The following is a 21,749-nucleotide window of genomic DNA, read 5'->3' as shown; positions in this document are numbered from 1 at the left end:
TCTTAACCCCTACAGGTGCAGTAATATTTTGAATTTTAAAAAATTAATTTTTAGCTAATAATTTTTGTTGATAAGCTACTTCGTACTTTTGAACATCACCAGCACCCATAAAAATAATTACTCCATTATGATACTGCAGTAAAGGTGACAAATCGTCCAGTGTAATGACTTGACCACCATGAACAATCTTATTGCCTAAATCGGCGCTGCTAATTTGTCCTTGTTGCTCACGAATGGAACCAAAAATATTAGTTAAATAGACTTGATCAGCTAAATCTAAGCTTTGAGCAAAACCATTTAACAAAGCTTTTGTGCGGCTGTAAGTGTGTGGTTGAAATACAGCGATTAATTGTTTATCAGGATATTGTTGTCGAGCAGCATCCAATGTAGCTTTAATTTCTGAAGGATGGTGTGCATAATCATCAATTAAAATCATATCCCCAATTTGTTTTTCACTATAACGCCGCTTTACTCCATTAAAAGTCGATAATTCCTGTTGTGTCAACTCCGGCTTAATTTTTTCTAAATAGCTAATGCCAATAACTGCTAAACTATTTAAAACGTTGTGTTCACCAAATAACGGAATCGTAAATCGACCTAATGTTTGGCCATGATGCAATACTTCAAACGAACTTCCTTGAGTATTACGTTCAATATTGATAGCCTGAAAATCATTTTGATCAGATAAACCGTAATAATATATTGGCACCTCATTTTGAGTTGATAATTGTTGTAATGCTTGATCATCGCCCCAAACAAAGAGCGCTTTTTTTACTTGATTAGCTTCCGTTTGAAAGGCTGCAACAACATCATCAAAATCTTTAAAATAATCCGGATGATCAAAATCAATATTAGTTATAATAAGATAGTCGGGGTGATAAGCTAAGAAATGGCGCCGATACTCATCGGCTTCAAAAACAAAGAATTTACTATCTTTGATTCCTTTTCCTGTTCCATCACCAATTAAATAACTGGTTTTATCAATGCCACTTAACACATGTGCCAATAGTCCAGTGGTACTGGTTTTTCCGTGCGCACCGGCCACACCAATTGAAGTGTAATGCTGAATTAACTGTTCAACCATTTCGGGATAACTTAAAATTGTTAAACCCAACTCATGCGCGCGCTTAAGTTCTGAATTATCCGCTCCAAAGGCATTACCAGCAATAATTGTCATTTGAGGGTGAATATTATCACTACTAAAAGGTGTTATCTTAATTCCAGCCTGCTCTAAACCTTCTTGAGTAAAAGTATGCTTGTCAATATCGGAACCTTCAACTTGATAACCTAAATCGTGTAAAATCAAAGCTAAAGCACTCATCCCGGTGCCCTTGATACCAACAAAATGATAAATTGTAATTTCCATAGGAAATTCCTTCCAAATTTTTACTTATAATTTTGATTTAATTCTTGCAAATCAAGCGCAGTACCTACTTGATACTGATCATCTAATACTAAAATACCACGTTTTTTTGGTGCTTGACTCAAGCCCAACTCTTTTGCTGAGCAAAGCATCCCGTTGCTATCGATTCCCCGCAATTGTCCCGGAAAAATAATTTGTCCATTAGGCATCATGGCACCAACTTTGGCAACAACAACTTTTTGGCCTTGATCAACATTGGGAGCTCCACAAACAATTTGCTCTAATTGGTCTGCGTCTGTTTTTACTTGGCAAATATGCAGATGATCTGAATTAGGATGGGCTGCAATTGATTGAACATAGCCAACCACAAATTTCGGAGTTAAATCAGCTACTAAGACATCCTCAATTCCATTATTTTTTAAGCAGTCATTTAAAATTTGCACTTGTGAATCTGTTAAAAACACTTGACCACAATCTTGTGACTTTAATCCAAGCGATTGTGCCATATCAAAAAAATTATAGCCAATAACTTGTCTTTGATCATTAGTAATTTGGACAATATTGGCTTTTTGTAAATATTCTTGTTGCGAACTATCTGCTCCTGTGACAACTATTAAGACATCACCTAAAACATCTGGGTTATATGAACTAATTAACACTCCGGCCACCAAATCCTTCTAATTTAATGAGTTAATAAATGTTTCAACTTCTTGTTTTGTTTTACGATCTTTATTGACAAAGCGGCCAATTTCTTTACCATCAGCAAAAGCAACAAAACTAGGAATTCCCATAATTCCTAATTCTTTAGCCAAATCCATATATTCATCACGGTCAACTTCAATGAATTGATATTCAGGATATTCAGCTTCAATTTCAGGCATCAGAGGCTCAATAAATTTGCAGTCGGGGCACCAATCTGCTTCAAAAAACAACATAAACTTACCATTTTTAGTTAATTCTTGAACATTAGTAGTTTGATAATCTGCTAATTTTTTCATAAAATCAATCCTTTCCCTTTTCTATATAATACTACGATAAATTAAAAAAATATTGTCAAATGTCTCAACTAAGTATTATATAATGATAAAATAGAAGTATCAAATATAGGAGGTCTATTTATGAGTTTAAAAGGTATTGCAAAAACAACATTAGTTGCTACCGGAGCACTCGCAGCAATGGGTGCTGGCGCAATGTACTTATTACACGAAATTGATAGTAAACAAGTTGTTGAACGGATTAAGACAAACCTTGGCGAAGATACAAACATCATTACTACTTGGGTGGAGCCAATGTTTCAAAAAGTTAATGTTGATGGTGAAGATGTTTGGGCTTTAGTAGGCGGCGTTACAGCTGTCCAAGATGATGAAGAAGCTCAATATCACTTTATTGCTTCTGCCTTAACCGGACAATTGCTCGATATTCAACGAGTATAATATCAAAACAATAAGGGACTGGAATAAAATTTATACCAGTCCCTTTTTTAATAAAATCATTTAAAGTGGGCTGCCAAAAAATAAATGGGCTGCCCTTTTTTACTAAACTTTTCCTCATACTCAGTAGTAATATTCGCAGCTGCACGCTCACTTTGATGTAAATCTAACAGCACTTCATCAAACTTCATGCCAAAATTATTACAACTAACTAAAGAATATTCGAATAAACCTTGATTATCTGTTTTAAATTCTATATTTCCTGGTGCTAACAAGATATCTTGATACTGCTCTAAAAAATTAGGCGCAGTTAAGCGGCGCTTGGTATGTCGAGTTTTAGGCCAGGGATCAGAAAAATTCAGATATAATTTAGTGATTTCTTCTCTAGCAAACAAACTGTTGACATCACGCCCATTGGCTTGCAACAATTGGAGATTCGGTAATCGTAATTCTATTTGACGTTTTAGAATCATCCCTAAAGCTGCTGTTTGCACTTCCATGGCCAAATAATTAATTTGCGGATTTTTTTGAGCTTTCTCAATAATAAACTTTCCTTTACCAGAACCCAATTCTAATTCTATTGGCTGCACTTGAGCAAACTTAGTTTGCCACTTTCCAGCCATATCTGTGGGATTAACACTAATTAATTCAGGATGTTCTTGAATTAACTGTTCTGCCCAAGGTTTATTTCTCAAACGCATAATATATTCCTCAATTTTTATTTAATTTTTTTAATTGTCGCGGTAAATATAATTCCACTAAAAATCCAACCATTAGTAAACTGACAAATAATGGAACTAAAACCTCAATCGCTATTCCATGACATATTACTAAGGCAATTGCCATCAACAACCACTGTAAAGATAAGACCCCAACTAACAACTTCTTAAAACTTTGTTGTTTTTGCATTGGAGTTAATGGATAAATTTGCGTCAGGACAATCGCATCATAATTCTTATAAAGTGGTAATAACTGAAATTCAACTAAATATAAAAATAAAGCGACAATAATAGTAATTAAAAGATAATTATGAATCGCATAAATCAATAACAAAGCAACAATTGTCAAGCGTAAAAACAACCCACTATACTCAGTATTACGAATAAAGCCACGCATGAATAAATATAAGTAAGTGTTTTGTTGTTGTAGAGCAATTGGTTTAAACAACCAATCAAGCCATTGACGCCGGGCAATTTTACTAGCAATTCCTGGTACATCAGTAAATAAATTGTAGAATCGTTTTAACTGATAAGAGCGTCCTTTTTCTTTGGTAATTGCTAAATTCCAATTGAAAACGCGTGTTTTAAACCATAAATGCCAGCGATATTCACTAACAGCTAGCCAAATAACTGCTAATATTAAAGCTAGCCAACTATTCAAGTAAGTAGAAATTGCCAATAAAATCAAGACACCACCAATATTTTCCCCACGTAAATAATTCAGGGTGTGATGATTGTATAAAGAACTTAATTGATTAGTAATTACTGCAACTGCAAGCAATACGCTTGTTAAAGTTAACAAAATTACTTGTGAAATTGTAAAACTGGCTCCTCGAGCTAGAAAAGGCGTTAAAAAAAATCCAGTCAACAATAATGAAGCACATGGAAGTAACAAGCTATAATTTCGGGCTGCGGCTAGATAACGCGGCAAAGATTTTTCTTGGGGCAGCAAAAATGTTGTATCAGCACTTTGTAATAAAGTGACTGGTTGAAATAGCAAAGTGACAATCCCCATAATGATAATAGCAACAGGTTTTGTCCACCAACTATTAGCTGGCAAAGTATCCAAAGCTTGTGAATACCAAAAACCCACAGCTCCAATCATAAAAATAATGGCAATAATAAAATATTCATTAAATACTAATTTTAAGAATTTGCTTTGTTCTCGTATATGAGCTATAAATCGCTGTTGCCACAAGGATTTCATGCGTCAGCTTCCTCCTTGGACATTTGGACATATAATTCATCTAAATTAGCCGCATCCATGCCAAATTCTTGTTGAATCTGAGTTAATGTTCCCTGTGCGCGTACTTGACCGTGATTCAGCAAAACAAAACAATCAGCACTTTGTTCCGCGTTAGTTAAAATATGTGTTGACATTAAAACAGCTGCCCCGGATTGTTTTTTCTCTTGGACTAAATTCAACAAATCATGTACAGCTAGCGGATCCAATCCTGTAAAGGGCTCATCAATAATAAATAATTGTGCTTGCGTAATAAAAGCACAAACAATCATGACCTTTTGCTTCATCCCCTTTGAAAAATTGATTGGAAACCAATTTAACTTGTTATCTAAGCGGAAAATTTCTAAAAGTTTTTGGGCTTGCTTCCAAGTTGCTGTAGAATCAAGATTATAAGCCATAATCGTCAAATCGATATGCTCTTTTAAAGTTAATTCTGGATAAAGAACCGGAAGTTCTGGTACATAAGCAATTTTTTGCCGATAAGCTTGTATATCATCTTTTAATGATAAACCATCTAATGTAATGGTTCCTTGTTGTGGCTGCAACAAACCCATGACATGTTTAATTGTTGTGGACTTACCGGCTCCATTAAGACCAATTAGAGCAACAGTTTGTCCATTTTCCACGGTAAATGTTTCATTTTTTAAAACTGGGATTCGACCATATCCGCCTGTTAAATTTGTTATTTTTAAAGTCATAAATTTAAACCTACTCTCTTTAAATCAGCTGTATTTATGATAGCATTAAATATATATAAGATGGAATCTTTTATTCATCAATTAAGGAGGTTTTACTAATGAGTACTACAACAGAAAACTGTGTATTTTGCAAAATTATTGCTGGGGAAATCCCCAGTTATACCGTCTATGAAGATGATGTGGTGAAAGCTTTTTTGGATATTTCACAAGTAACACCTGGTCATGTACTTCTCGTACCTAAAAAACATGTTCAAGATATTTTTGAATATGATGCCTCATATGCTGGAGAAGTTTTTTCCCGGGTACCTCAAGTTGCTCGTGCTATTAAAGCCGCTAATTCGGATATTCAAGGCATGAACATTAGTATTAACAATGGCAAAATTGCTTATCAATCAGTTTTTCATTCTCATATTCACCTAGTACCACGTTATACTGATAATGATGGTTTTCAAATGAAGTGGGCTGATAATACTGATAAATATAATCAGCAACAGCTTAACGATATTGCTCAAAAAATTATCGAACACATAGGAGAATAATTATGAAAAGTTTATTATCCGGATTTTTAGTTGGGACAGCAGCTGGTTGTTTCAGCAGTTGGCAACGACAACAGCCTCAAGTTGCTCATCCCAACAGTACAGTAAGTTCTTGGCCTCAGCAGCTTAAAAGCATTACTACTCAATTAAAACAAGATGTGATTCCTACTGTCAAGGAACTTCAGCAAACTCTTAGTCACAGTGAAACTCAAATTAATGCTGATTTGCAACAAATCATGAATTCCGCCAATGAATTAAAACAAAAATTACCGAAAAATTAGTGAAATTTATGTGAAATTAATTTTTTATGGTATTAAAAATATCAAAAATATGTTATCTTGGTAGTTGTTATCTTAACGAGATAAAACTAGATTGGATGTGTAGTGAAAGTTATGTCAAAGAAATTTAACAAAATAATATTGACAATTGTTGCATTATTGTCAGTATCATTAGTTGCTGGTTGTTCAGGCAACAAAGCTGTTGTTACTATGAAGGGTGGTAAAATCACTCAAGAACAACTTTACCAAAAGATGAAGAAGTCGCAAGCTGGTCAACAAGCCCTCCAGCAAATGATTATTTCTCAAGCTTTGAAAGATCAATATGGCAAAAATGTCAGTGATAAAGAAGTCAACAAAGAATATAATCAATATAAAGATAAATACGGTTCTCAATTTGATAGTCTTTTGCAACAAAATGGTATGGATGCTGCTTCGTTCAAAGACACTATCCGGACCAACTTGTTAACTAAGGTTGCCGTTCGTAAAGAAACTTCTATTTCGAAAGCTGAATTAAATAAGCAGTGGAAGAAATATACTCCTAAGGTTACCGTTCAGCATATCTTAGTTAAAGATGAAGATACCGCTAAAGATGTTATCAAGCAATTAGATGACGGTGGTAATTTTGATAAGTTAGCTAAGAAGTATTCCACTGATACTGGTACCAAGAACAATGGTGGTAAGTTGCCTTCCTTCAACAATAGTGATACATCTCTTGATGCAAACTTTAAAAAGGCTGCTTTGAAATTAAAACAAGGTCAATACACTAAAGAACCTGTCAAATCATCTTATGGATATCATATTATTAAGATGGACAAACGCCCAAGTAAAGGTACTTTAAATAGTCACAAACAAGAACTAGAAAATCAAATTTATGCAGAACGGATGCAAGATTCCGTAACAATGCAAAAAGTTATTTCTAAAGTTCTGAAACGTTCTGATATTTCGATTAAAGATAACGATATGAAGAACATCTTGGCTGGTTACTTGTCAAATGGCAAAGACAGCAACAAGAATGCTAAATCATCAAGTAAATAATAATTGTTTATAAAAAAGCATATTTTAACAATATGCTTTTTTATTTTGTCTTTTTATTTATTTTTTAATATCATCATTATTTGAAGCAAGAGCATTTGGTACAAAAAACCGCCGATTATCCAAGCCAAAAATTCGTTCCGTAAATTCTCCCGTTGCTACTCGTTTTTCTGCTTTAGTAATCATTGTAATTGTAGCATCAAGTTCATCTAAGGCATGGAGAATTTCTGCTTCTAACAGTTGCGGCCTTTTAGGTGAACCATACTCATTAAGTCCATGGTGGGCAATTATCATATGACGTAATAAGACTACCTCTTCATCATTAGAATCAATATTTATTTGTTGACAGGCAGCCACAATTTCCCCATCCATAATGACTATGTGACCTAATAAATTGCCTTCTAGTGTATATTGTGTATTTAAAGGACCGCTTAGCTCAATTGTTTTACCTAAGTCATGCAATAATGTTCCAGCTAGTAATAATGATTGATCGACTTGAGGATATTGTTGACAAACCTTTTGCGCTAAATTAGCAATACTTAGAGTATGATAAGCCAAACCACCAACATAATCATGGTGATTAGACTTGGCTGCTGGATATTCAAAAAATTTTTGTTGATACTTTTTGAAGAGAAAGCGCACAATTCGATTCCATTTTGGTTGCGTAATTTGAAATATTAGTTCATTAATTTGTTCTTGCATTTGCTTTTGACTTAACGGAGCATGTTTTATAAATTGATTCAAAGAATACGTATTGGCTTCAGCAATTTTCATATTAATAATTTTTATTTGTAGAGAACCGTTGTATAATTCGCATTTGCCAGTTAACAAAACAACCTTTCCTGCTACAAAATCCTTAATATCTTGTGCTGAAGCATCCCAAAATTTACCCGGTAGTTCGGCAGTATCATCCGCAAAAACGATTGCCAAAAATTTTTTCGAATTACGTGCTGTTCTGACATCTACTTGCTTAAGTAAAACTGGAAATTCAAAATCATTGCCTGCCTGTAAGTCGGCTAGTTTTTTAAGCATTATTCTCACAGTCCTTTCAAATTTAAAATATGCTTTTGGTCAAATAAAGTTGTAACTTGTGTATCAGTGCAAACATATATAATCTGGGTCGTCTTCGCCATTTGCTGAATTATTTCACCAATGTTAGCTTTTCGTATCGGATCAAAATCCACAAACGCATCATCAATCAAAATGGGTAAAACTGTCAAATCGGCCATTTCTAAACTAAAAGCCAACGTTAACGCCAAATATAATTGCGCAGCGGTCCCCCGTGATAATTCATGAACTTCAAAGCGTTCATGCGCAACACTTAAAACTGTTAAATTATTATTTATAAATTCAATTTGGCGATAACGATTATTAGTTAATCGTTGAAAAAAATACTCTGCTTGTTGCATTAATTTAGGAAAACGATTAGCACTTGCTTGATTGAGAGTTTCATTAATCCATTCAGCAGCCATTACTTGACTGATCCATTCTGAAAAAGCAGTCGCAACTGCAGTATTATTATACTCAATTGTTTGGATTACCTGTTGATATTGATTATCATCAGCTAGCTGGTTTTCTTGGGCCATTAGCTGTGCTTGTTGACTTTGAATTTGATTAAAAATTTGCTCTTGGTGTTGTAATTTGTTTTGAGCTTGTTGTAATTTATTATCTAAGTTAGCTTGATTGCCTATAGTCTGCAGCGCTTTTATGATTGGTTTTAAAGTTTCTTGTAAAACTGCTCGGCGTTGCAATTTTTGCTGTTGGTGCTGAGTATCTTTTTGTAATTGTTCGAAATCCACCAAACTAGTGACATGATATTTGGCCAAAATTTTATTCAATTGTTGCTGTTGCTGCTCTTGCTGCAATTTAAGAGTTGTTATTTGTGGATTAATTTGTTCTAGGGTATTTTGCTGCAGTTGCTGTAATTGTAAGAGATGTTGACCAGTCTGATAAAATTCACTGAAAGTTACTGGCTTTGAGTTCTTATTAGCATTGTCTAATAACAGCTGCACGCTTTGTTGCCACTGTTGGTAATTTTTTTGATATTGTTCAATTTGAGATTGATTTTTTTGAATTTGGTTAGTTAGATTAGCTAATTGCCCGATAACTCCTTGAAGAGTTATTACTTCTTGATCGGTAAGATTATCGAGGTGATATTTTTGTTTAAAACTCTGAATTTTAGTTCTAACTTGCACATTGCTAGAACTAGTAGTGCTCATAGTTAAAAGCCACCAGCCAACACCTAAACTAATTAATAATCCCAAAAGCGCTAGTAGCAAACTATGTCCGATAACGAGACCGCCTACAGTCACAACAACAGCAATCAAGCCAATTACCACTTTTTTAAGCCCTTGAGTTCCAGCAACTTGTACATCAGTTTGATTAACTAATTTTTGAAATTCTTGTATTTGTTGTCTGGTCAACGGCTGTGCTTCAGCAGTCAACTGGGGATTTTGTTGTAAAAGTTGTGTCTGTTGTTCGTGTAACTGTTTTTGTTGCACAACTATCTCAGCTTCTAAGTGCTGTTGCTGAAATCGCAGTTCTTCTTGTTGCTGTTGTAATTGCTCGATTTTTGGTTGATGGGCAATAAAATAATTAAGTTGAGCGGTTTGTTCTGGACTAAATTTAATATTTTGGCGTTGTTGTTCTAGGTTACCAATATTTTGCTGTTCCAAGGCTAATTGTTGCTTTAATTCAATATATTTATTCCAATCTTGATTATCTATCTCAGAAGAATCTGTTAAATTAGCAGTTAAATTTTGCAATTCGACATAATTAGACCAATTTTTCTGCAAATTTTGCCAATACTGTAATTGCTGCTGGGCAGTTTGTACTTGGGTTTGTACCTCTGAAACCTGTTGGTTTAACTTTTGCAACTGAGCTTCCAATGTTTGATATTGTTTGTTTTCGTTGTTGACTTGACTTAAACGTTGTTGCAAATCATCGGCTTTTTCCAGTAACTGATTTAATTCATATTTTTTACCACGGGGACGATATATTTGATCAGCATCTTTAATTAACTTTTTTTGCAACTTGAGCCATTCATTCGAACCTACAGCTCCCATTGCTAATATTTGTTCTAATAGTTCATCATCAGAAAGATGATAAACCTGTTCTAAAGCTTTACGATCTACAAAATTAGTTTTAGCAAATAAGGTATCCGTTACAGGACCTAATAATTTTGCATATTCGGCTGGGTCTGTTTCTTGATTATTTTTAAAAATTTTTAACTCTTCATTATTTTTATTTTTTACTCGGCGCACCAGCCAATAATTACTATCATTATCAATTAATTCGATTTCACCGCCATATTTACTACTTTGACGCGGTAGATATTGCCAATACTTTTCTTGACCACGAGCAGAAGCAAAGCCAAATAAAATTGAACGAATAAAATATAGAATAGTGGTTTTACCAGTCTCATTATCGCCACAAATCACCTGATAATCAGTTTGAAAATTGAACTTGGTATCTACCCAACAACCAAATCCATAAATATTTAATTTTGTAATTCTCACACTATTCCTCCATCTTATTTTGACTGATGATATTTACTGCTCTTTGCTGCAATTCAGATAAAAAATCTTTCTGCTGATAAGTTTCTCTGACAACTGGGACTTGTTGTAATTTGCCTAAGTGTTTTAATAAATTATTTGGCGTAAAAATCTGATTTGCTGCACTTTGCCAATACTTTTCGTCAATTGTTTGATAAATTGTCTGTGATTTCACTTGCGGTTGCACATGATAAATATAATTAAAGTGTTCAGCGGGTACATCTGCTTGGAGAGTAGCCAACAGTTCACCTGAAGTAATGAGTGCTTGCAAATCATGGTCTAATTGTTCAAAATCTGTCAGAGTTAAATCTACCAAGGTATTTTTATCATTGAATACAGCTTTTTGAATTTTAGATATTAGATTATCTAAATTGGAAATCTGTGCAACACTTACTTGAACATTTTGCCAAATAATCGCAGCTGTTGAAATAAACTTCAACTTGGTAGTAGTTCCATCCCAATCAACCAGATAATACCCTTTGTCACCTGACTCGTTACGATGGCGGCCTTGTAGATTACCCGGGTAAACAACATAGGGATTTTGGCTCAATATTTGACGTTGATGAATATGACCCAGCGCCCAATAATCATAACCTTTACTTTGCAAAGTTTCTAAAGTGAAAGGTGCATAATTACTTTTTTGTCCCAATTCTCCATGTAAAATACCAATTTGATAATCAACATTAGGTAATCTAGCAGGATATGTTTGAGCTAAATTAGTCTGGATATGATTTTGATTATAGCTAAAACCACTAAAAGCTACCTTTTGACCATCAGCAAGCGTTAAGGTGGTAGTTGTTACTTCCGGTCCAAAAACATAAACATTATCTGGATAAGAAACTACCGCTTGTGAAGAAGTCAAATAGTCATGATTGCCATAAATCATAATAACAGCAATTTGGTGCTGAGCTAATTCTTGAAATTTACGTTGTAAATAAAATTGCGCATGTAAATCACGAGTTGCATCATCAAAAGCATCCCCAGCAATAATGATAAAATCCACTGAAAGCTTAATCGCCGTGGCCACTAGCTGATCCATCGCTTGATAAATTGAATTTTCTACAGCTTTCTTAATGGCAGAAGGCAATTGCATTAAACCTTTAAAAGGGCTCTCCAGATGTAAATCAGCTGTATGAATAAATTTCATTTTTATTCCTCCTACAAAAAAACGACACTGCCGAAGCAAGTGCCGCTTAAACTAATTAGCTTTGATAGATTTCTGCAAGTGGTTTAGAAATAATTTTATTTAATTCTTCCATCATGGCATTTACTTTTCGTTCTTGTTCCATCAAATTTTTGACAGAATCAAATTTAGTCAATTGTCCTGATAAATCTTGTAGATTCTTAATTTCTTCATCGCTTATTTCTTGCCCATTGATTTGCTTTTCTTGAAAGTCAGCTTGCATTTTTTGCATTTTTTGAAACATGCTATAAGCCATAGCATCAGCTTTCATCTGACTAAATGCTCCTTGTAAACCTAAAATTTCAGGGGTTTGACGCAAATCCTTCTCCAATTGGTTAGCGGTATCGTAGACGTTAATCATTTATTGCATTCTCCTTTTTTAATGTCCTATCAGACCTTTGATTTGATTATACCATTGACTGACACCCTGGCGGGTATTATTAAAATTATTAATCGTATCTTCAACTTTTTTTCGCATCTCACCATTAAAATCATTAAACCAATTTTGTGGTGAATTGTGTTGTCTGCGTTGTGCAATAGTCGCCGCATCTTCTACTTTAAAAGAAGTATTTTTGGTATAAGGCAAAATGGTTTCTAATTCCGTTTTGAATAAAGGAGCAACACCTTGTTCATTGCTATTTTGCAGGAAATGGTTTTGATCAGTTTTATCAAAACCGACCCAAGTAGCAACTACAATATCTGGAGTATAGCCAACAACCCATTGATCTTTGGTTCCAGCACCATACTCTGCAGGAACTTCAGTACTACCCGTCTTGCCTGCTAGCCGGTGATTATAAGGTTTGGCACTCTGGCCAGTTCCTTGATCAAATACCCCTAACATTAAACTGGTCATCGTTTTAGCAGTGGACTTACTCATAATCAATTTGGGAGTGTCATTATGGTTTTGGGCAATCACAGCGCCAGTAGCATCAACAATCTTTGTGATAAAATGGGTATTGGCTAAGCGCCCTTCATTGGCAAAAGCCGTATAGGCACGTGCTAATTGATATGGTGTTAATCCTGTTTGCAAACCGCCTAAAGCTAAGGCCAAGTTCTGATCGGATTTCGGTACTTTAATACCAAAATTTTCTACGGAGGCAACCCCTTTGTTCACACCAATTTTATCCAATAAAGCGACTGCGGGAATATTCTCACTCTGAGCTAAAGCTTGATATAAAGGAATTTCATCAGAAGAAGAACCATCAGCATTGGTCGGTGTATAATGATTTTTGCCAAAACTAGTAACCTGGTTAGGTAATAACGAATCCAACTTATAGCCTTTTTCAATTGCTGGAGTATAGACAGCTAGCGGTTTAATCGTTGAACCAGGCTGCCGTTTCATTTGGGTAGCCCGATTTAAGGTTCTGAATCCATGTTGTCCGCGCCCACCTACAACGGCACTAACACCTCCATTACGAGGATTAATCGCAATGGACGCTCCTTGGACTAAAGTCCCATCATTGGCATTAGCAGGGAATAAATCGTCATTATCAAAACTATCTTGCATTTGCTGTTGGACATCTTGATTTAAAGATGTATAAATAGTGTAGCCTTTATTCAAGATATCATTTTCGCTTAAATGATATTTTGTCTCTGCTTCTGCAATAACCGCATCAAAATATGAAGGATAGCGATAACCATTTTGCCGTTGATAACCATTAGTTATATTTAAAGGTGCCCGTTGTGCTACTTTCATTTGACTAGTAGTTAACTTGTGGTTGTCGACCATTAACTGCAAAATTAAATTACGTCGTTGCTGTGAATTTTGGGGATTGCGAATCGGATCATAATAACTAGGATTTCGTAACATTGCAGTTAAAGTAGCAGCTTGACTAGCATTAAGTTCATGAGCATCTTTTGCAAAATATCGTTGCGAAGCATCTTGTACTCCCCAAACGCCATTACCAAAATAAGAATTATTTAAATACATCGATAAAATATCTTTTTTGCTATAAACGTGGTTAATTTCCACGGCCAAGAAAAATTCTTCGGCCTTGCGCATTAAAGTTTGTTTTTGAGTCAGAAGTGAATTTTTAGCTAATTGTTGGGTAATAGTGCTACCCCCACCACTAATTTGATGATGCAAAATAAACCCTAATGCCCCTCGTGCATAACCGCGCAAACTAAAACCAGAATTAGTCCAAAAAGTCCGATCCTCTGTAGAAATAACTGCGTTTTGCATTTCTGGAGAAATCCGATCCAAATCGACATAAGTTCCCTTTTGCGCATATAAGGAGCCAGCTTTTTGATTAGAAGCATCCATCACGGTAGTTGTTGTCTGTAAGGATGCTTTCAAATTTTCAATATTGGCGGTTTTTGCTCGAAAAGTTAAAATAGCGCTTAAACTTAGAAACATTATTAAAACCAGTAATATTAACCAACGCACTAAATGATAACGTTTGGTCCAATAATGTAAAAATTTAATCAATCTTTGGGTTCCATTTTTTAAATGTTGTTTAAATGTTAATTTTTCCATATGTTTCATAATTCATATTTTACCATAGAATGGAGTCTAACCGTGATCTTAGAACGACACTTTACAATTAAACAATTGCCCCAGCCACTTTCCTTGCGCGCTGCCTTGAATTCTTGGCTTATCCCTCGTAAATGGCAACATGAACTCAGGGTTAACCGCAGCATCCTCGTTAATCATCACTATCAATCTTTCAATACCTTATTGCATAATGGTGATCATATCGATTTAGCCTTTGTAGCTAAGATTAATTTACAAACTTATTTACCTGCTCCCCAAATCACTTTTACAATCTGTCAAGAAAATCAAGATTTTTTAATAGTTAATAAGCCAGCAGGTCTTAAGACTCATCCTAATCAACCTCAAGAAAACCAAACTCTTCTCAATCAAATTAAAACTTATTTAGGGTATAATCCGTTAATGATTCACCGCCTTGATAAAATGACCAGTGGTTTAATCATGGTTGGCAAGAATCCGCTCATTATACCGTTAATGAATCGGCAATTATCTCAAAAAATTATGCAACGTTATTATCTAGCAGTAACTAAATATAATGCAACATTACCTAATCATGGCTCAATTACCGCACCCATTGGTCGCGATAACCGTGATCCACGCAAACGTCAAATTAATTCTCAAGGATTATTTGCCCAAACAGATTATCAAATTATTCAACATAATCAAAAATATGCTTTAGTTAAATTGCAATTACACACAGGTCGAACTCACCAAATTCGCGTCCACTTACAATCAATTGGTCTGCCTATTTTGGGTGACCCCTTGTATGGACCACCCGCAGCTAGAATGTATCTTCACGCTTATCAATTGCAATATCAACTACCTTTTACTCAACAAAAACAAACAGTAACCATAAAAGCACCAGCTTCATTTCAAGCACTGGTACAGGCCTAATTACTAATAAAATATCCCATAATATTAGTTTCAATTAGCTAATATTATGGGATAAATTTTAATTACATTTCATCAGGTGCTTGAACACCCAACAATCGCAAAGATTCTTTTAAAACAATTGTTACTGCTTTAACTAAAGCTAGTCGAGTTGAGAGCTGCTCATCTGCAACTAAAACTTTAGTATGTGCATAATAATGGTTAAAAGCCTTAGCTAGACGCAAGGCATATTTAGCAATGACGGAAGGTTCACGTTGCAAAGCAGCTTGTTGGATAATATTAGGAAAATTAGCCAAAAATTTCAAAATTTCCCAAGTTTGATCATCAATTTGATCTGGAGTGATATCAGTTTTGGTTTCTTGATAATCAGCTTTGCGCAGTATGCTCATGGCCCGAGCATGGGTATATTGTACATATGGACCTGTTTCACCTTCAAAACGAACCACTTCGTCCAAGTTAAAATCAAAGTTATCAGTCCGATTATTCTTTAAATCATGAAAAATAACCGCACCAACGCCAACTTCATGGGCCACTTCTTCTTTATTAGCCAATGTTGGATTTTTTTCATCAATTTGATTGCGTGCTAATTTGACTGAATCATGTAATACATTTTCTAACAAGATGACACGCCCAGCACGAGTTGATAATTTTTTCCCTTCAGAAGTGATTAAGCCAAATTTAATATGTTCAATGTCTTGAGCCCAATCATAACCCATCTTAGCCAAGACTGCTTTTAATTGTTCAAAATGAACACTTTGTTCACTACCAACTACATACAAAGCCTTTTTAAAGTGGTAAGTTCGCTGCCGATATAAAGCTGCCGCTAAATCTCTTGTAATATATAAAGTTGCCCCATCAGATTTTTTGATTAATGCTGGCGGTAAATCGGGACCTAAATCAACAATTTCTGCTCCCTGACTTTCTTGCAGCAAGCCTTTTTGCGCTAATAAATCAACGACTTCGTCCATTTTGTCATTATAGAAGGCTTCTCCATTATAAGAATCAAAGCTAATTCCTAATTCGTCATAAACTTTCATAAAAGCCTTTAAGGATTCAGAGCGAAACCATTTCCACAAATAAGTGGCTTCTTCATCGCCATTTTCTAATTTTTTAAACCATTCACGAGCTTCATCATCTAGTTCAGGATGTTCTTTATCTAGTTGATGAAATTTAACGTAGTATTTTTGTAAGTTGGTGATGGGATCTTGCTTAACTTCTTCTTCAGAGCCCCATTTTTTATAGGCCACCATTAACTTACCAAATTGAGTCCCCCAATCGCCTAAATGATTAATCTTGACTGGTTGATATCCTAATTTATTTAAAATGAGCGCAATCGAATTCCCGATAACTGTCGAACGTAAATGCCCCATCGACATTGGTTTGGCAATATTAGGCGAAGACATATCGATAACGACATTAGCTTGTTGTCCTATTGTATGATTACCAAAGTCACTACCCTGTTCAATAACTTGAGTGATAGTGGTTTTTGCAATCGAATTTCTTTGTAAAAAGAAGTTAACATAAGGACCTTGTGCTTGTACTTGAGCAAAAGCCGAAGTATCTAATTGTTTAACTAAGTTTTGGGCTATTTGAACTGGTGCTTGATGTAATTGTTTTGCTAGTTGAAAAGTAGGAAAAGCAAAATCTCCCATCTTAGAATCTTTAGGGACTTCAATCATTTGGGCAATTTGTGTTTCACTAAGATTAAGATCTCCTAAAGTTAATAAACCGGCACTTAACGTTTGCTGTATTAATTCTTTGGCTTGACTAATATTCACGTTTTTTCCTCCTTAAAAATAAAAAGTCTCTTTCATATATATGAAAGAGACGAGATTTCCCGCGGTACCACTCTGATTGATTGTTAATAATCCACTTAATTATTATTATTTAAATGTCACAAAGACGCGACAGGCATAGATTATAATTGGTTTACACTAACCCAATCTCACTTAAATAATCACCTTTTACCTTATTTCTTTGCATGATAATCTTAACTGAAAATAATAAAATTTTCAACTAAATCTTTATTTAAGAGCTTAGATTATAATTAGTACACGAATACAATGTCCATCTCGTATTTAACTTTCTTTTATTGAAAGAGTATAACTTCAATATTGACACACGCGATCTCTAATATATAATATAGGATATACGGAATTTATATTTAATCATACAATATTATCTTTCGTTATAAATATAATTATTAAAAGAAAGAAGGTCTGCAATAATGACATATGTAAAAGCTATAAAAAAAGCACAACTAATTGAGCAATTTATAAAAGATCAAACTCTTAAAAAATCTTTAGCAGATTATACTGCACAGCCCTTTTTAAAACTATTATTATCTTCATTAGGATACTACTTCGAATATCCAATAAAAAATGAATTTATATTAGGGTATAGTTTAACTAATGAATTTAATGAATATACTATAATCAGTACCAGTATCAAAGATCCAATCATAAAAGCTTTTACGCAATCTCATGAATTAGGACATCATTTATTACATCAAAAATTATTAATAAATAATAAAGAAGCAAATATATTAGAAAACGATTATAAACCTGAAAAAACATCAGAGAAAAATGAAGCTAATTGTTTTGCTGCAAACCTTTTAATGCCTGACGATGTCCTATATTCGATACTATATGAAATGAAATCTAGAGAATCTATAAAAAATTTACAATGTATTTCATATAAAACTTTATATTACAGAATAATTGATTATTTAGTTAGTAAAGTATTTATATCAAAATGTATCGCCACCAAATTATCTCATGATTATATAACTGCTTTACCAGGAACAACAAAACAGTGTACCCTAATAAAAGTTTGGAAAAAGCTAAAAATTTTAAATCTTAGACCAAATAATTATACAAAATCAGAAATCATTAACTATAACTTAAATCAAATAAACAATTATGAAAATATATTAAATATAAAGAAAGATGGAAATAGATAATTAAAAATTAGTGCTAAATATGTTAACTTAGTTAGTAAATATTTAATTGTATAGATATGAATTGTCAGTATTAACTAGAAATTATATGCACCTTTTAATAGCTAAAATGAAGTCAATTTGAATAAGCTTCTATTCTTTAGTTTTGAATAACAAAAATATAAACTAGTCAGAAAATTTCATAACTAAGGAACTAAAAAACGATAGAAATTCTCAAAAAACATTGAAAATATCTATCGCTTTTTCATTTGGTAGTGTGTGATACAAACTGGCATGGCTTATAAGACCTACAGCACCAATTTAAGAGCAATGTATAGACCCAATCAAAATACTAAAAAAGCGGATGACGAGAATCGAACTCGCGACGCCAGCTTGGGAAGCTGGAGTTTTACCACTAAACTACATCCGCAGTACAAAATATATTATACACAAAAATATGCATTTTTGCTGAATTATTTTAAAAATTTTGTCATAATGTTATTATGAAAAAAATAAGACAAAACCTATACTTCAAAAAGATTGGCCGTATCATAAGCATTCTCGTTGGTTTGGAATTAATTGCTGTTAGTGTTTCGATGTTTTTTGAACCGCACAAAATTGCTGCTGGTGGTGCTACTGGAATTGCAATTCTGGTGAAAGAATTATTTAATATTCAGTTATCTTTAACCTTACTGGGCTTTAATATTATCATGTGGATTCTCACAATGATTTTTTTAGATAAGATGAAAGCTGCAAAAATTACTTTTGGCAGCATCGTCTTACCTATTTTTTTGGCTATTACACCAGATACATTAGTCATTAAAGATCCCTTATTATCTGATATTATTGGCAGTATTTTATTTGGATTAGGACTTTCAATTATTTATCGCCTAGGTTCTTCCGCTGGAGGTACCACTGTTCCACCAATGATTTTGAACAAGTATTTTCATATTCGCAATGCTAATAGTTTGTTCGTAATTGATGGGATTGTATGTCTGGGAAATATCTTTGTTTCCGGATGGGAGCAATTCTTCTTAGCTATTTTATCGGTTGGTATTTCTACAATTGTTCTAAACTATGTGCAAACCGGCTTTGATAAAAAGCTCGTAGTCTATATCATGAGTGAAAACCACTTAGATGAAATTAAAACGCAACTCACTGATGTCATCGAGACTGGGAGTACCATCTTTGATGTACGTGGTGGTCATTCCAATGAATCTAAAGAGATGTTAATGTTGGTAGCAGATACTCAAAATTACGGTACAATGCTAGATATTATCTTTCAAATTGATCAAGATGCGTTCATTTTGGCTGACAGCATTGCCGAAGTTCATAATGGCAGTTTGTAAGTAAAAACAAAATAAATCCACAAAAAGTATCGATTAACAATTTTTCAACTGTTAGTCGATACTTTTTTGGTTTTCCAAATTAAATTCTAACTAAACAATTCCTAGTACCCGTTTAACCGCATTTTCAGGATTATCATAAAAAATAAACGTTAATTAACTTTTTAGTTTTGATGAAATACTGTCGAGCTCGTCTAAAGATTGTACAGGTAGTAAAACTTGTTTGGCTCCTATGTCAACAGTCACTTGAATAGTATCATCTAATTTCGAAACTTTTTTAATTAATCCAGTAATTATAAAATTACCTAATATCACTAAATTGGCAATAAGTGTTTTTTAATGTTGTTGAGATTAATGAAATATATGTTGGTAAAGTTAAATATTGTGCCCTTGCTAAATTATTCATATTAATCACGCTAATAATAAAATTATGCTGATTTACATGAATGTTAGAAATGATTTTAGTACTGTTAGAAATCAGATAAAGAAAGGCCGTCTCCATGGACTATCTAGCATCTATATAATTATTAATTCCACTTTTATCTAACTTACTTTTACTTGATATTAATTTCTAATTATTTTCTTCAGGAACAGTAACAATATTTTCTGTCAATGATTCTTTGTCTTTATATGATAATTCAACATCAAAGAATTCCGTTCCACTAATTCTTTTTAGTTGCTCTTTAACTCTTCTGCGGACTTCTAAAGCAAATGACAAAATTTGTTCAATATCGTTTTTCGTATAAATTCCATCTGGAAAAATTAACTTCACTAATCCAGAAACAGTTTTGCGAACAGCGATTGTATCACGTTGATTTAATTGATTGCCCAAAGAAAAATATTTATCAAAAGCATCTCCATAAGTTTGTTTACGCAATTCACGCATTATTTCTGCAAAATAGTCCGTAATTAAGCCATAATCTTGAGCAAAAAAAGATGGACGATATTTCGGAATTTCCCAGCCTGGTAAATATGCATGTATGCGATCCAAAAAGGCAGAATCATTGGCCATAGCTTCAGGAAATGGATCAAATAGATGCGAAGTTTGTAATATCGTATCGACACTTTGATTAATGTTACCCACAAAAACCATGGAAGCACTAGCTTGAATTTCATCTTTACCACGAGCAAATGAACCAGAAGCCATATAATCTTTCATAATTTGAACGCCATCTTTATCTTTGAAATTAATCCCAGCAACTTCATCGAAAGCTACCAAGTCCCACATACCTACTAACCCTACTTGATGACGACTCATATTATAAAACAGATTAGCTACTGTTGTTTGACCACCAGATACTAGAATCGAGTTGGGAGAAAGTTCTTTATACCCATGGGACTTCCCCGTGCCACGTGGTCCTAGTTCTACTAAATTATAGTTATTTTCTACAAATGGCACTAAGCGTAATAATAGTAATAACTGTTCTCGCTGACTAAACTGGGTTGGTTCTAATCCAATAGTTCGCAACAAAAGTTGAATCCATTCTTGAGTAGTAAATGCTTTACGGCCTTGATATACCTCAGACATATCTAAACCTGAAATTTGAATAGGATCTAATTTTTGTAAGATAAATGGTGAATCGTGTTTAATCTTATCAAAATGATATCCTAATCTAGCAATACACCAAATTCCTCCAGCCAATAAGCGCTCATAATCTTTGGGATATTTAGAATTGATAACTACTTCTTTAATACCTAAATTACTGAAAGTGGCTTCATAGCGATCTTTTTGCGTATTAAGATGGACAGTAACCTTATCAATGACAGTATAAATACCTAATTCACGAATTCTGGCTTTAATTTTTTCTGCTTCATCTGGGCGTACATAGTTATTTGCTAAAGTTGTACGCACACGTTGAACACCTTGTTCAATTGTTTCTTCATCAGTGCTGTTAGCAAACATCCCTAATAGATATTCTAAAACGTAAGTTGGAACGTTAGCACCTTCTTTGATACGCGCAGTTAAATCTTTACGAACAAAGCGTCCAGAAAAATGATCAGTTAGTTTTTGCAATAAAATTTCATCCATTATAATTACCTCAATTAT

General features: G+C 33.9%; 19 protein-coding genes, 1 tRNA gene and 1 pseudogene. 7 read left to right on the top strand and 14 right to left on the bottom strand.

Annotation, left to right across the window (positions count from 1 at the left end; translation table 11 throughout):
- Positions 1-43 precede the first annotated feature (43 nt).
- Genes murC through DS830_RS01800 form a run of 3 tightly spaced genes read right to left on the bottom strand, consistent with a single transcriptional unit; the run spans position 44 to position 2,361 of the window.
- The gene (gene murC, locus DS830_RS01810) at positions 44-1,366 is read right to left on the bottom strand and encodes a UDP-N-acetylmuramate--L-alanine ligase (protein ID WP_118908023.1); all 1,323 of its coding nucleotides are present in this window, start codon (positions 1,364-1,366) and stop codon (positions 44-46) included.
- A 20-nt stretch (positions 1,367-1,386) separates the two neighbouring features.
- A complete protein-coding gene (gene ytpR / locus DS830_RS01805) occupies positions 1,387-2,022 on the bottom strand; it encodes a YtpR family tRNA-binding protein (protein WP_118909081.1) in 636 nt (211 codons plus the stop codon).
- 18 nt (positions 2,023-2,040) lie between these two features.
- Positions 2,041-2,361 carry a thioredoxin family protein gene (locus DS830_RS01800; protein WP_118901072.1) on the bottom strand — a complete coding sequence of 107 codons (321 nt, stop codon included), beginning with the start codon at positions 2,359-2,361 and terminating at the stop codon, positions 2,041-2,043.
- Between the two features lie 120 nt (positions 2,362-2,481).
- On the opposite strand from DS830_RS01800, the gene DS830_RS01795 reads away from it, so the two are divergent.
- Complete coding sequence (locus DS830_RS01795; protein ID WP_118901070.1) at positions 2,482-2,796, top strand: hypothetical protein; 315 nt, start codon at positions 2,482-2,484, stop codon at positions 2,794-2,796.
- Positions 2,797-2,852: 56 nt separating this feature from the next.
- Here the strand turns inward: DS830_RS01795 and trmB are convergent, their stop codons facing one another.
- Genes trmB through DS830_RS01780 form a run of 3 tightly spaced genes read right to left on the bottom strand, consistent with a single transcriptional unit; the run spans position 2,853 to position 5,453 of the window.
- Positions 2,853-3,494 (bottom strand): tRNA (guanosine(46)-N7)-methyltransferase TrmB, encoded by a 642-nt coding sequence (gene trmB, locus DS830_RS01790; protein ID WP_118908022.1) that lies wholly within the window; start codon positions 3,492-3,494, stop codon positions 2,853-2,855.
- 10 nt (positions 3,495-3,504) lie between these two features.
- Positions 3,505-4,719: an ABC transporter permease gene (locus tag DS830_RS01785; RefSeq protein ID WP_118908021.1), complete on the bottom strand. Its 1,215-nt coding sequence runs from the start codon at positions 4,717-4,719 to the stop codon at positions 3,505-3,507.
- Complete coding sequence (locus DS830_RS01780; RefSeq protein WP_118901064.1) at positions 4,716-5,453, bottom strand: ABC transporter ATP-binding protein; 738 nt, start codon at positions 5,451-5,453, stop codon at positions 4,716-4,718. The genes DS830_RS01785 and DS830_RS01780 overlap by 4 nt, the downstream gene beginning before the upstream one ends.
- A 98-nt stretch (positions 5,454-5,551) precedes the next feature.
- Between DS830_RS01780 and DS830_RS01775 the strand changes: the two genes are divergently transcribed.
- The 3 genes from DS830_RS01775 (at position 5,552) to DS830_RS01765 (ending at position 7,302) form a co-directional block, all read left to right on the top strand.
- Positions 5,552-5,992, top strand: a complete 441-nt coding sequence (locus DS830_RS01775; RefSeq protein ID WP_118901062.1) for an HIT family protein — start codon at positions 5,552-5,554, stop codon at positions 5,990-5,992.
- 2 nt (positions 5,993-5,994) lie between these two features.
- Complete coding sequence (locus tag DS830_RS01770) at positions 5,995-6,270, top strand: hypothetical protein (protein ID WP_118901060.1); 276 nt, start codon at positions 5,995-5,997, stop codon at positions 6,268-6,270.
- 111 nt (positions 6,271-6,381) lie between these two features.
- A complete protein-coding gene (locus DS830_RS01765; RefSeq protein ID WP_118902911.1) occupies positions 6,382-7,302 on the top strand; it encodes a peptidylprolyl isomerase PrsA in 921 nt (306 codons plus the stop codon).
- A 57-nt stretch (positions 7,303-7,359) separates the two neighbouring features.
- On the opposite strand, the gene DS830_RS01760 is transcribed toward DS830_RS01765, so the two are convergent.
- From DS830_RS01760 to DS830_RS01740, 5 genes are read right to left on the bottom strand one after another with little or no spacing between them, the layout of a single operon-like run.
- On the bottom strand, positions 7,360-8,331 hold the full coding sequence (locus tag DS830_RS01760; RefSeq protein ID WP_118908020.1) for a 3'-5' exoribonuclease YhaM family protein: 972 nt from the start codon (positions 8,329-8,331) through the stop codon (positions 7,360-7,362).
- A gap of 5 nt (positions 8,332-8,336) precedes the next feature.
- Positions 8,337-10,817, bottom strand: a complete 2,481-nt coding sequence (locus DS830_RS01755; RefSeq protein WP_162887473.1) for an ATP-binding protein — start codon at positions 10,815-10,817, stop codon at positions 8,337-8,339.
- A 1-nt stretch (position 10,818) separates the two neighbouring features.
- Entirely contained in the window at positions 10,819-12,000 is a 1,182-nt protein-coding gene (locus DS830_RS01750; RefSeq protein WP_118908018.1) for a metallophosphoesterase family protein, read from the bottom strand.
- A 55-nt stretch (positions 12,001-12,055) separates the two neighbouring features.
- On the bottom strand, positions 12,056-12,397 hold the full coding sequence (locus tag DS830_RS01745; RefSeq protein WP_240366816.1) for a YlbF family regulator: 342 nt from the start codon (positions 12,395-12,397) through the stop codon (positions 12,056-12,058).
- Between the two features lie 18 nt (positions 12,398-12,415).
- On the bottom strand, positions 12,416-14,512 hold the full coding sequence (locus tag DS830_RS01740; protein WP_118909080.1) for a transglycosylase domain-containing protein: 2,097 nt from the start codon (positions 14,510-14,512) through the stop codon (positions 12,416-12,418).
- A 42-nt stretch (positions 14,513-14,554) separates the two neighbouring features.
- Here DS830_RS01740 and DS830_RS01735 point away from each other — a divergent pair, with 42 nt between their 5' ends.
- Positions 14,555-15,421, top strand: a complete 867-nt coding sequence (locus DS830_RS01735; protein ID WP_240366815.1) for an RluA family pseudouridine synthase — start codon at positions 14,555-14,557, stop codon at positions 15,419-15,421.
- 62 nt (positions 15,422-15,483) lie between these two features.
- Here DS830_RS01735 and argS read toward each other — a convergent pair whose 3' ends face one another.
- Positions 15,484-17,190, bottom strand: a complete 1,707-nt coding sequence (argS, locus tag DS830_RS01730; RefSeq protein WP_374957118.1) for an arginine--tRNA ligase — start codon at positions 17,188-17,190, stop codon at positions 15,484-15,486.
- A 455-nt stretch (positions 17,191-17,645) separates the two neighbouring features.
- Here argS and DS830_RS01725 point away from each other — a divergent pair, with 455 nt between their 5' ends.
- A complete protein-coding gene (locus tag DS830_RS01725; RefSeq protein WP_118908016.1) occupies positions 17,646-18,380 on the top strand; it encodes an ImmA/IrrE family metallo-endopeptidase in 735 nt (244 codons plus the stop codon).
- Positions 18,381-18,715: 335 nt separating this feature from the next.
- On the opposite strand, the gene DS830_RS01720 is transcribed toward DS830_RS01725, so the two are convergent.
- Positions 18,716-18,786, bottom strand: a tRNA-Gly gene (locus DS830_RS01720).
- Positions 18,787-18,859: 73 nt separating this feature from the next.
- On the opposite strand from DS830_RS01720, the gene DS830_RS01715 reads away from it, so the two are divergent.
- The gene (locus tag DS830_RS01715; RefSeq protein WP_118908015.1) at positions 18,860-19,705 is read left to right on the top strand and encodes a YitT family protein; all 846 of its coding nucleotides are present in this window, start codon (positions 18,860-18,862) and stop codon (positions 19,703-19,705) included.
- Positions 19,706-19,795: 90 nt separating this feature from the next.
- Here the strand turns inward: DS830_RS01715 and brxL are convergent.
- A pseudogene (brxL, locus tag DS830_RS01710) lies at positions 19,796-21,731 on the bottom strand (protease Lon-related BREX system protein BrxL).
- Between the last annotated feature and the right edge of the window lie 18 nt (positions 21,732-21,749).

It is taken from the genome of Bombilactobacillus bombi (genome assembly GCF_003522965.1).
Classification (GTDB): Bacteria; Bacillota; Bacilli; order Lactobacillales; family Lactobacillaceae; genus Bombilactobacillus; species Bombilactobacillus bombi.
This window is presented reverse-complemented; position numbering and strand designations above follow the sequence as displayed.

Coding starts and splice junctions, on each gene's coding strand:
- murC (WP_118908023.1), bottom strand. CDS start 1,366: ATGGAAATTACAATTTATCATTTTGTTGGTATCAAGGGCACCGGGATG.
- DS830_RS01800 (WP_118901072.1), bottom strand. CDS start 2,361: ATGAAAAAATTAGCAGATTATCAAACTACTAATGTTCAAGAATTAACT.
- DS830_RS01795 (WP_118901070.1), top strand. CDS start 2,482: ATGAGTTTAAAAGGTATTGCAAAAACAACATTAGTTGCTACCGGAGCA.
- trmB (WP_118908022.1), bottom strand. CDS start 3,494: ATGCGTTTGAGAAATAAACCTTGGGCAGAACAGTTAATTCAAGAACAT.
- DS830_RS01785 (WP_118908021.1), bottom strand. CDS start 4,719: ATGAAATCCTTGTGGCAACAGCGATTTATAGCTCATATACGAGAACAA.
- DS830_RS01780 (WP_118901064.1), bottom strand. CDS start 5,453: ATGACTTTAAAAATAACAAATTTAACAGGCGGATATGGTCGAATCCCA.
- DS830_RS01775 (WP_118901062.1), top strand. CDS start 5,552: ATGAGTACTACAACAGAAAACTGTGTATTTTGCAAAATTATTGCTGGG.
- DS830_RS01770 (WP_118901060.1), top strand. CDS start 5,995: ATGAAAAGTTTATTATCCGGATTTTTAGTTGGGACAGCAGCTGGTTGT.
- DS830_RS01765 (WP_118902911.1), top strand. CDS start 6,382: ATGTCAAAGAAATTTAACAAAATAATATTGACAATTGTTGCATTATTG.
- DS830_RS01760 (WP_118908020.1), bottom strand. CDS start 8,331: ATGCTTAAAAAACTAGCCGACTTACAGGCAGGCAATGATTTTGAATTT.
- DS830_RS01750 (WP_118908018.1), bottom strand. CDS start 12,000: ATGAAATTTATTCATACAGCTGATTTACATCTGGAGAGCCCTTTTAAA.
- DS830_RS01745 (WP_240366816.1), bottom strand. CDS start 12,397: ATGATTAACGTCTACGATACCGCTAACCAATTGGAGAAGGATTTGCGT.
- DS830_RS01740 (WP_118909080.1), bottom strand. CDS start 14,512: ATGGAAAAATTAACATTTAAACAACATTTAAAAAATGGAACCCAAAGA.
- DS830_RS01725 (WP_118908016.1), top strand. CDS start 17,646: ATGACATATGTAAAAGCTATAAAAAAAGCACAACTAATTGAGCAATTT.
- DS830_RS01715 (WP_118908015.1), top strand. CDS start 18,860: ATGAAAAAAATAAGACAAAACCTATACTTCAAAAAGATTGGCCGTATC.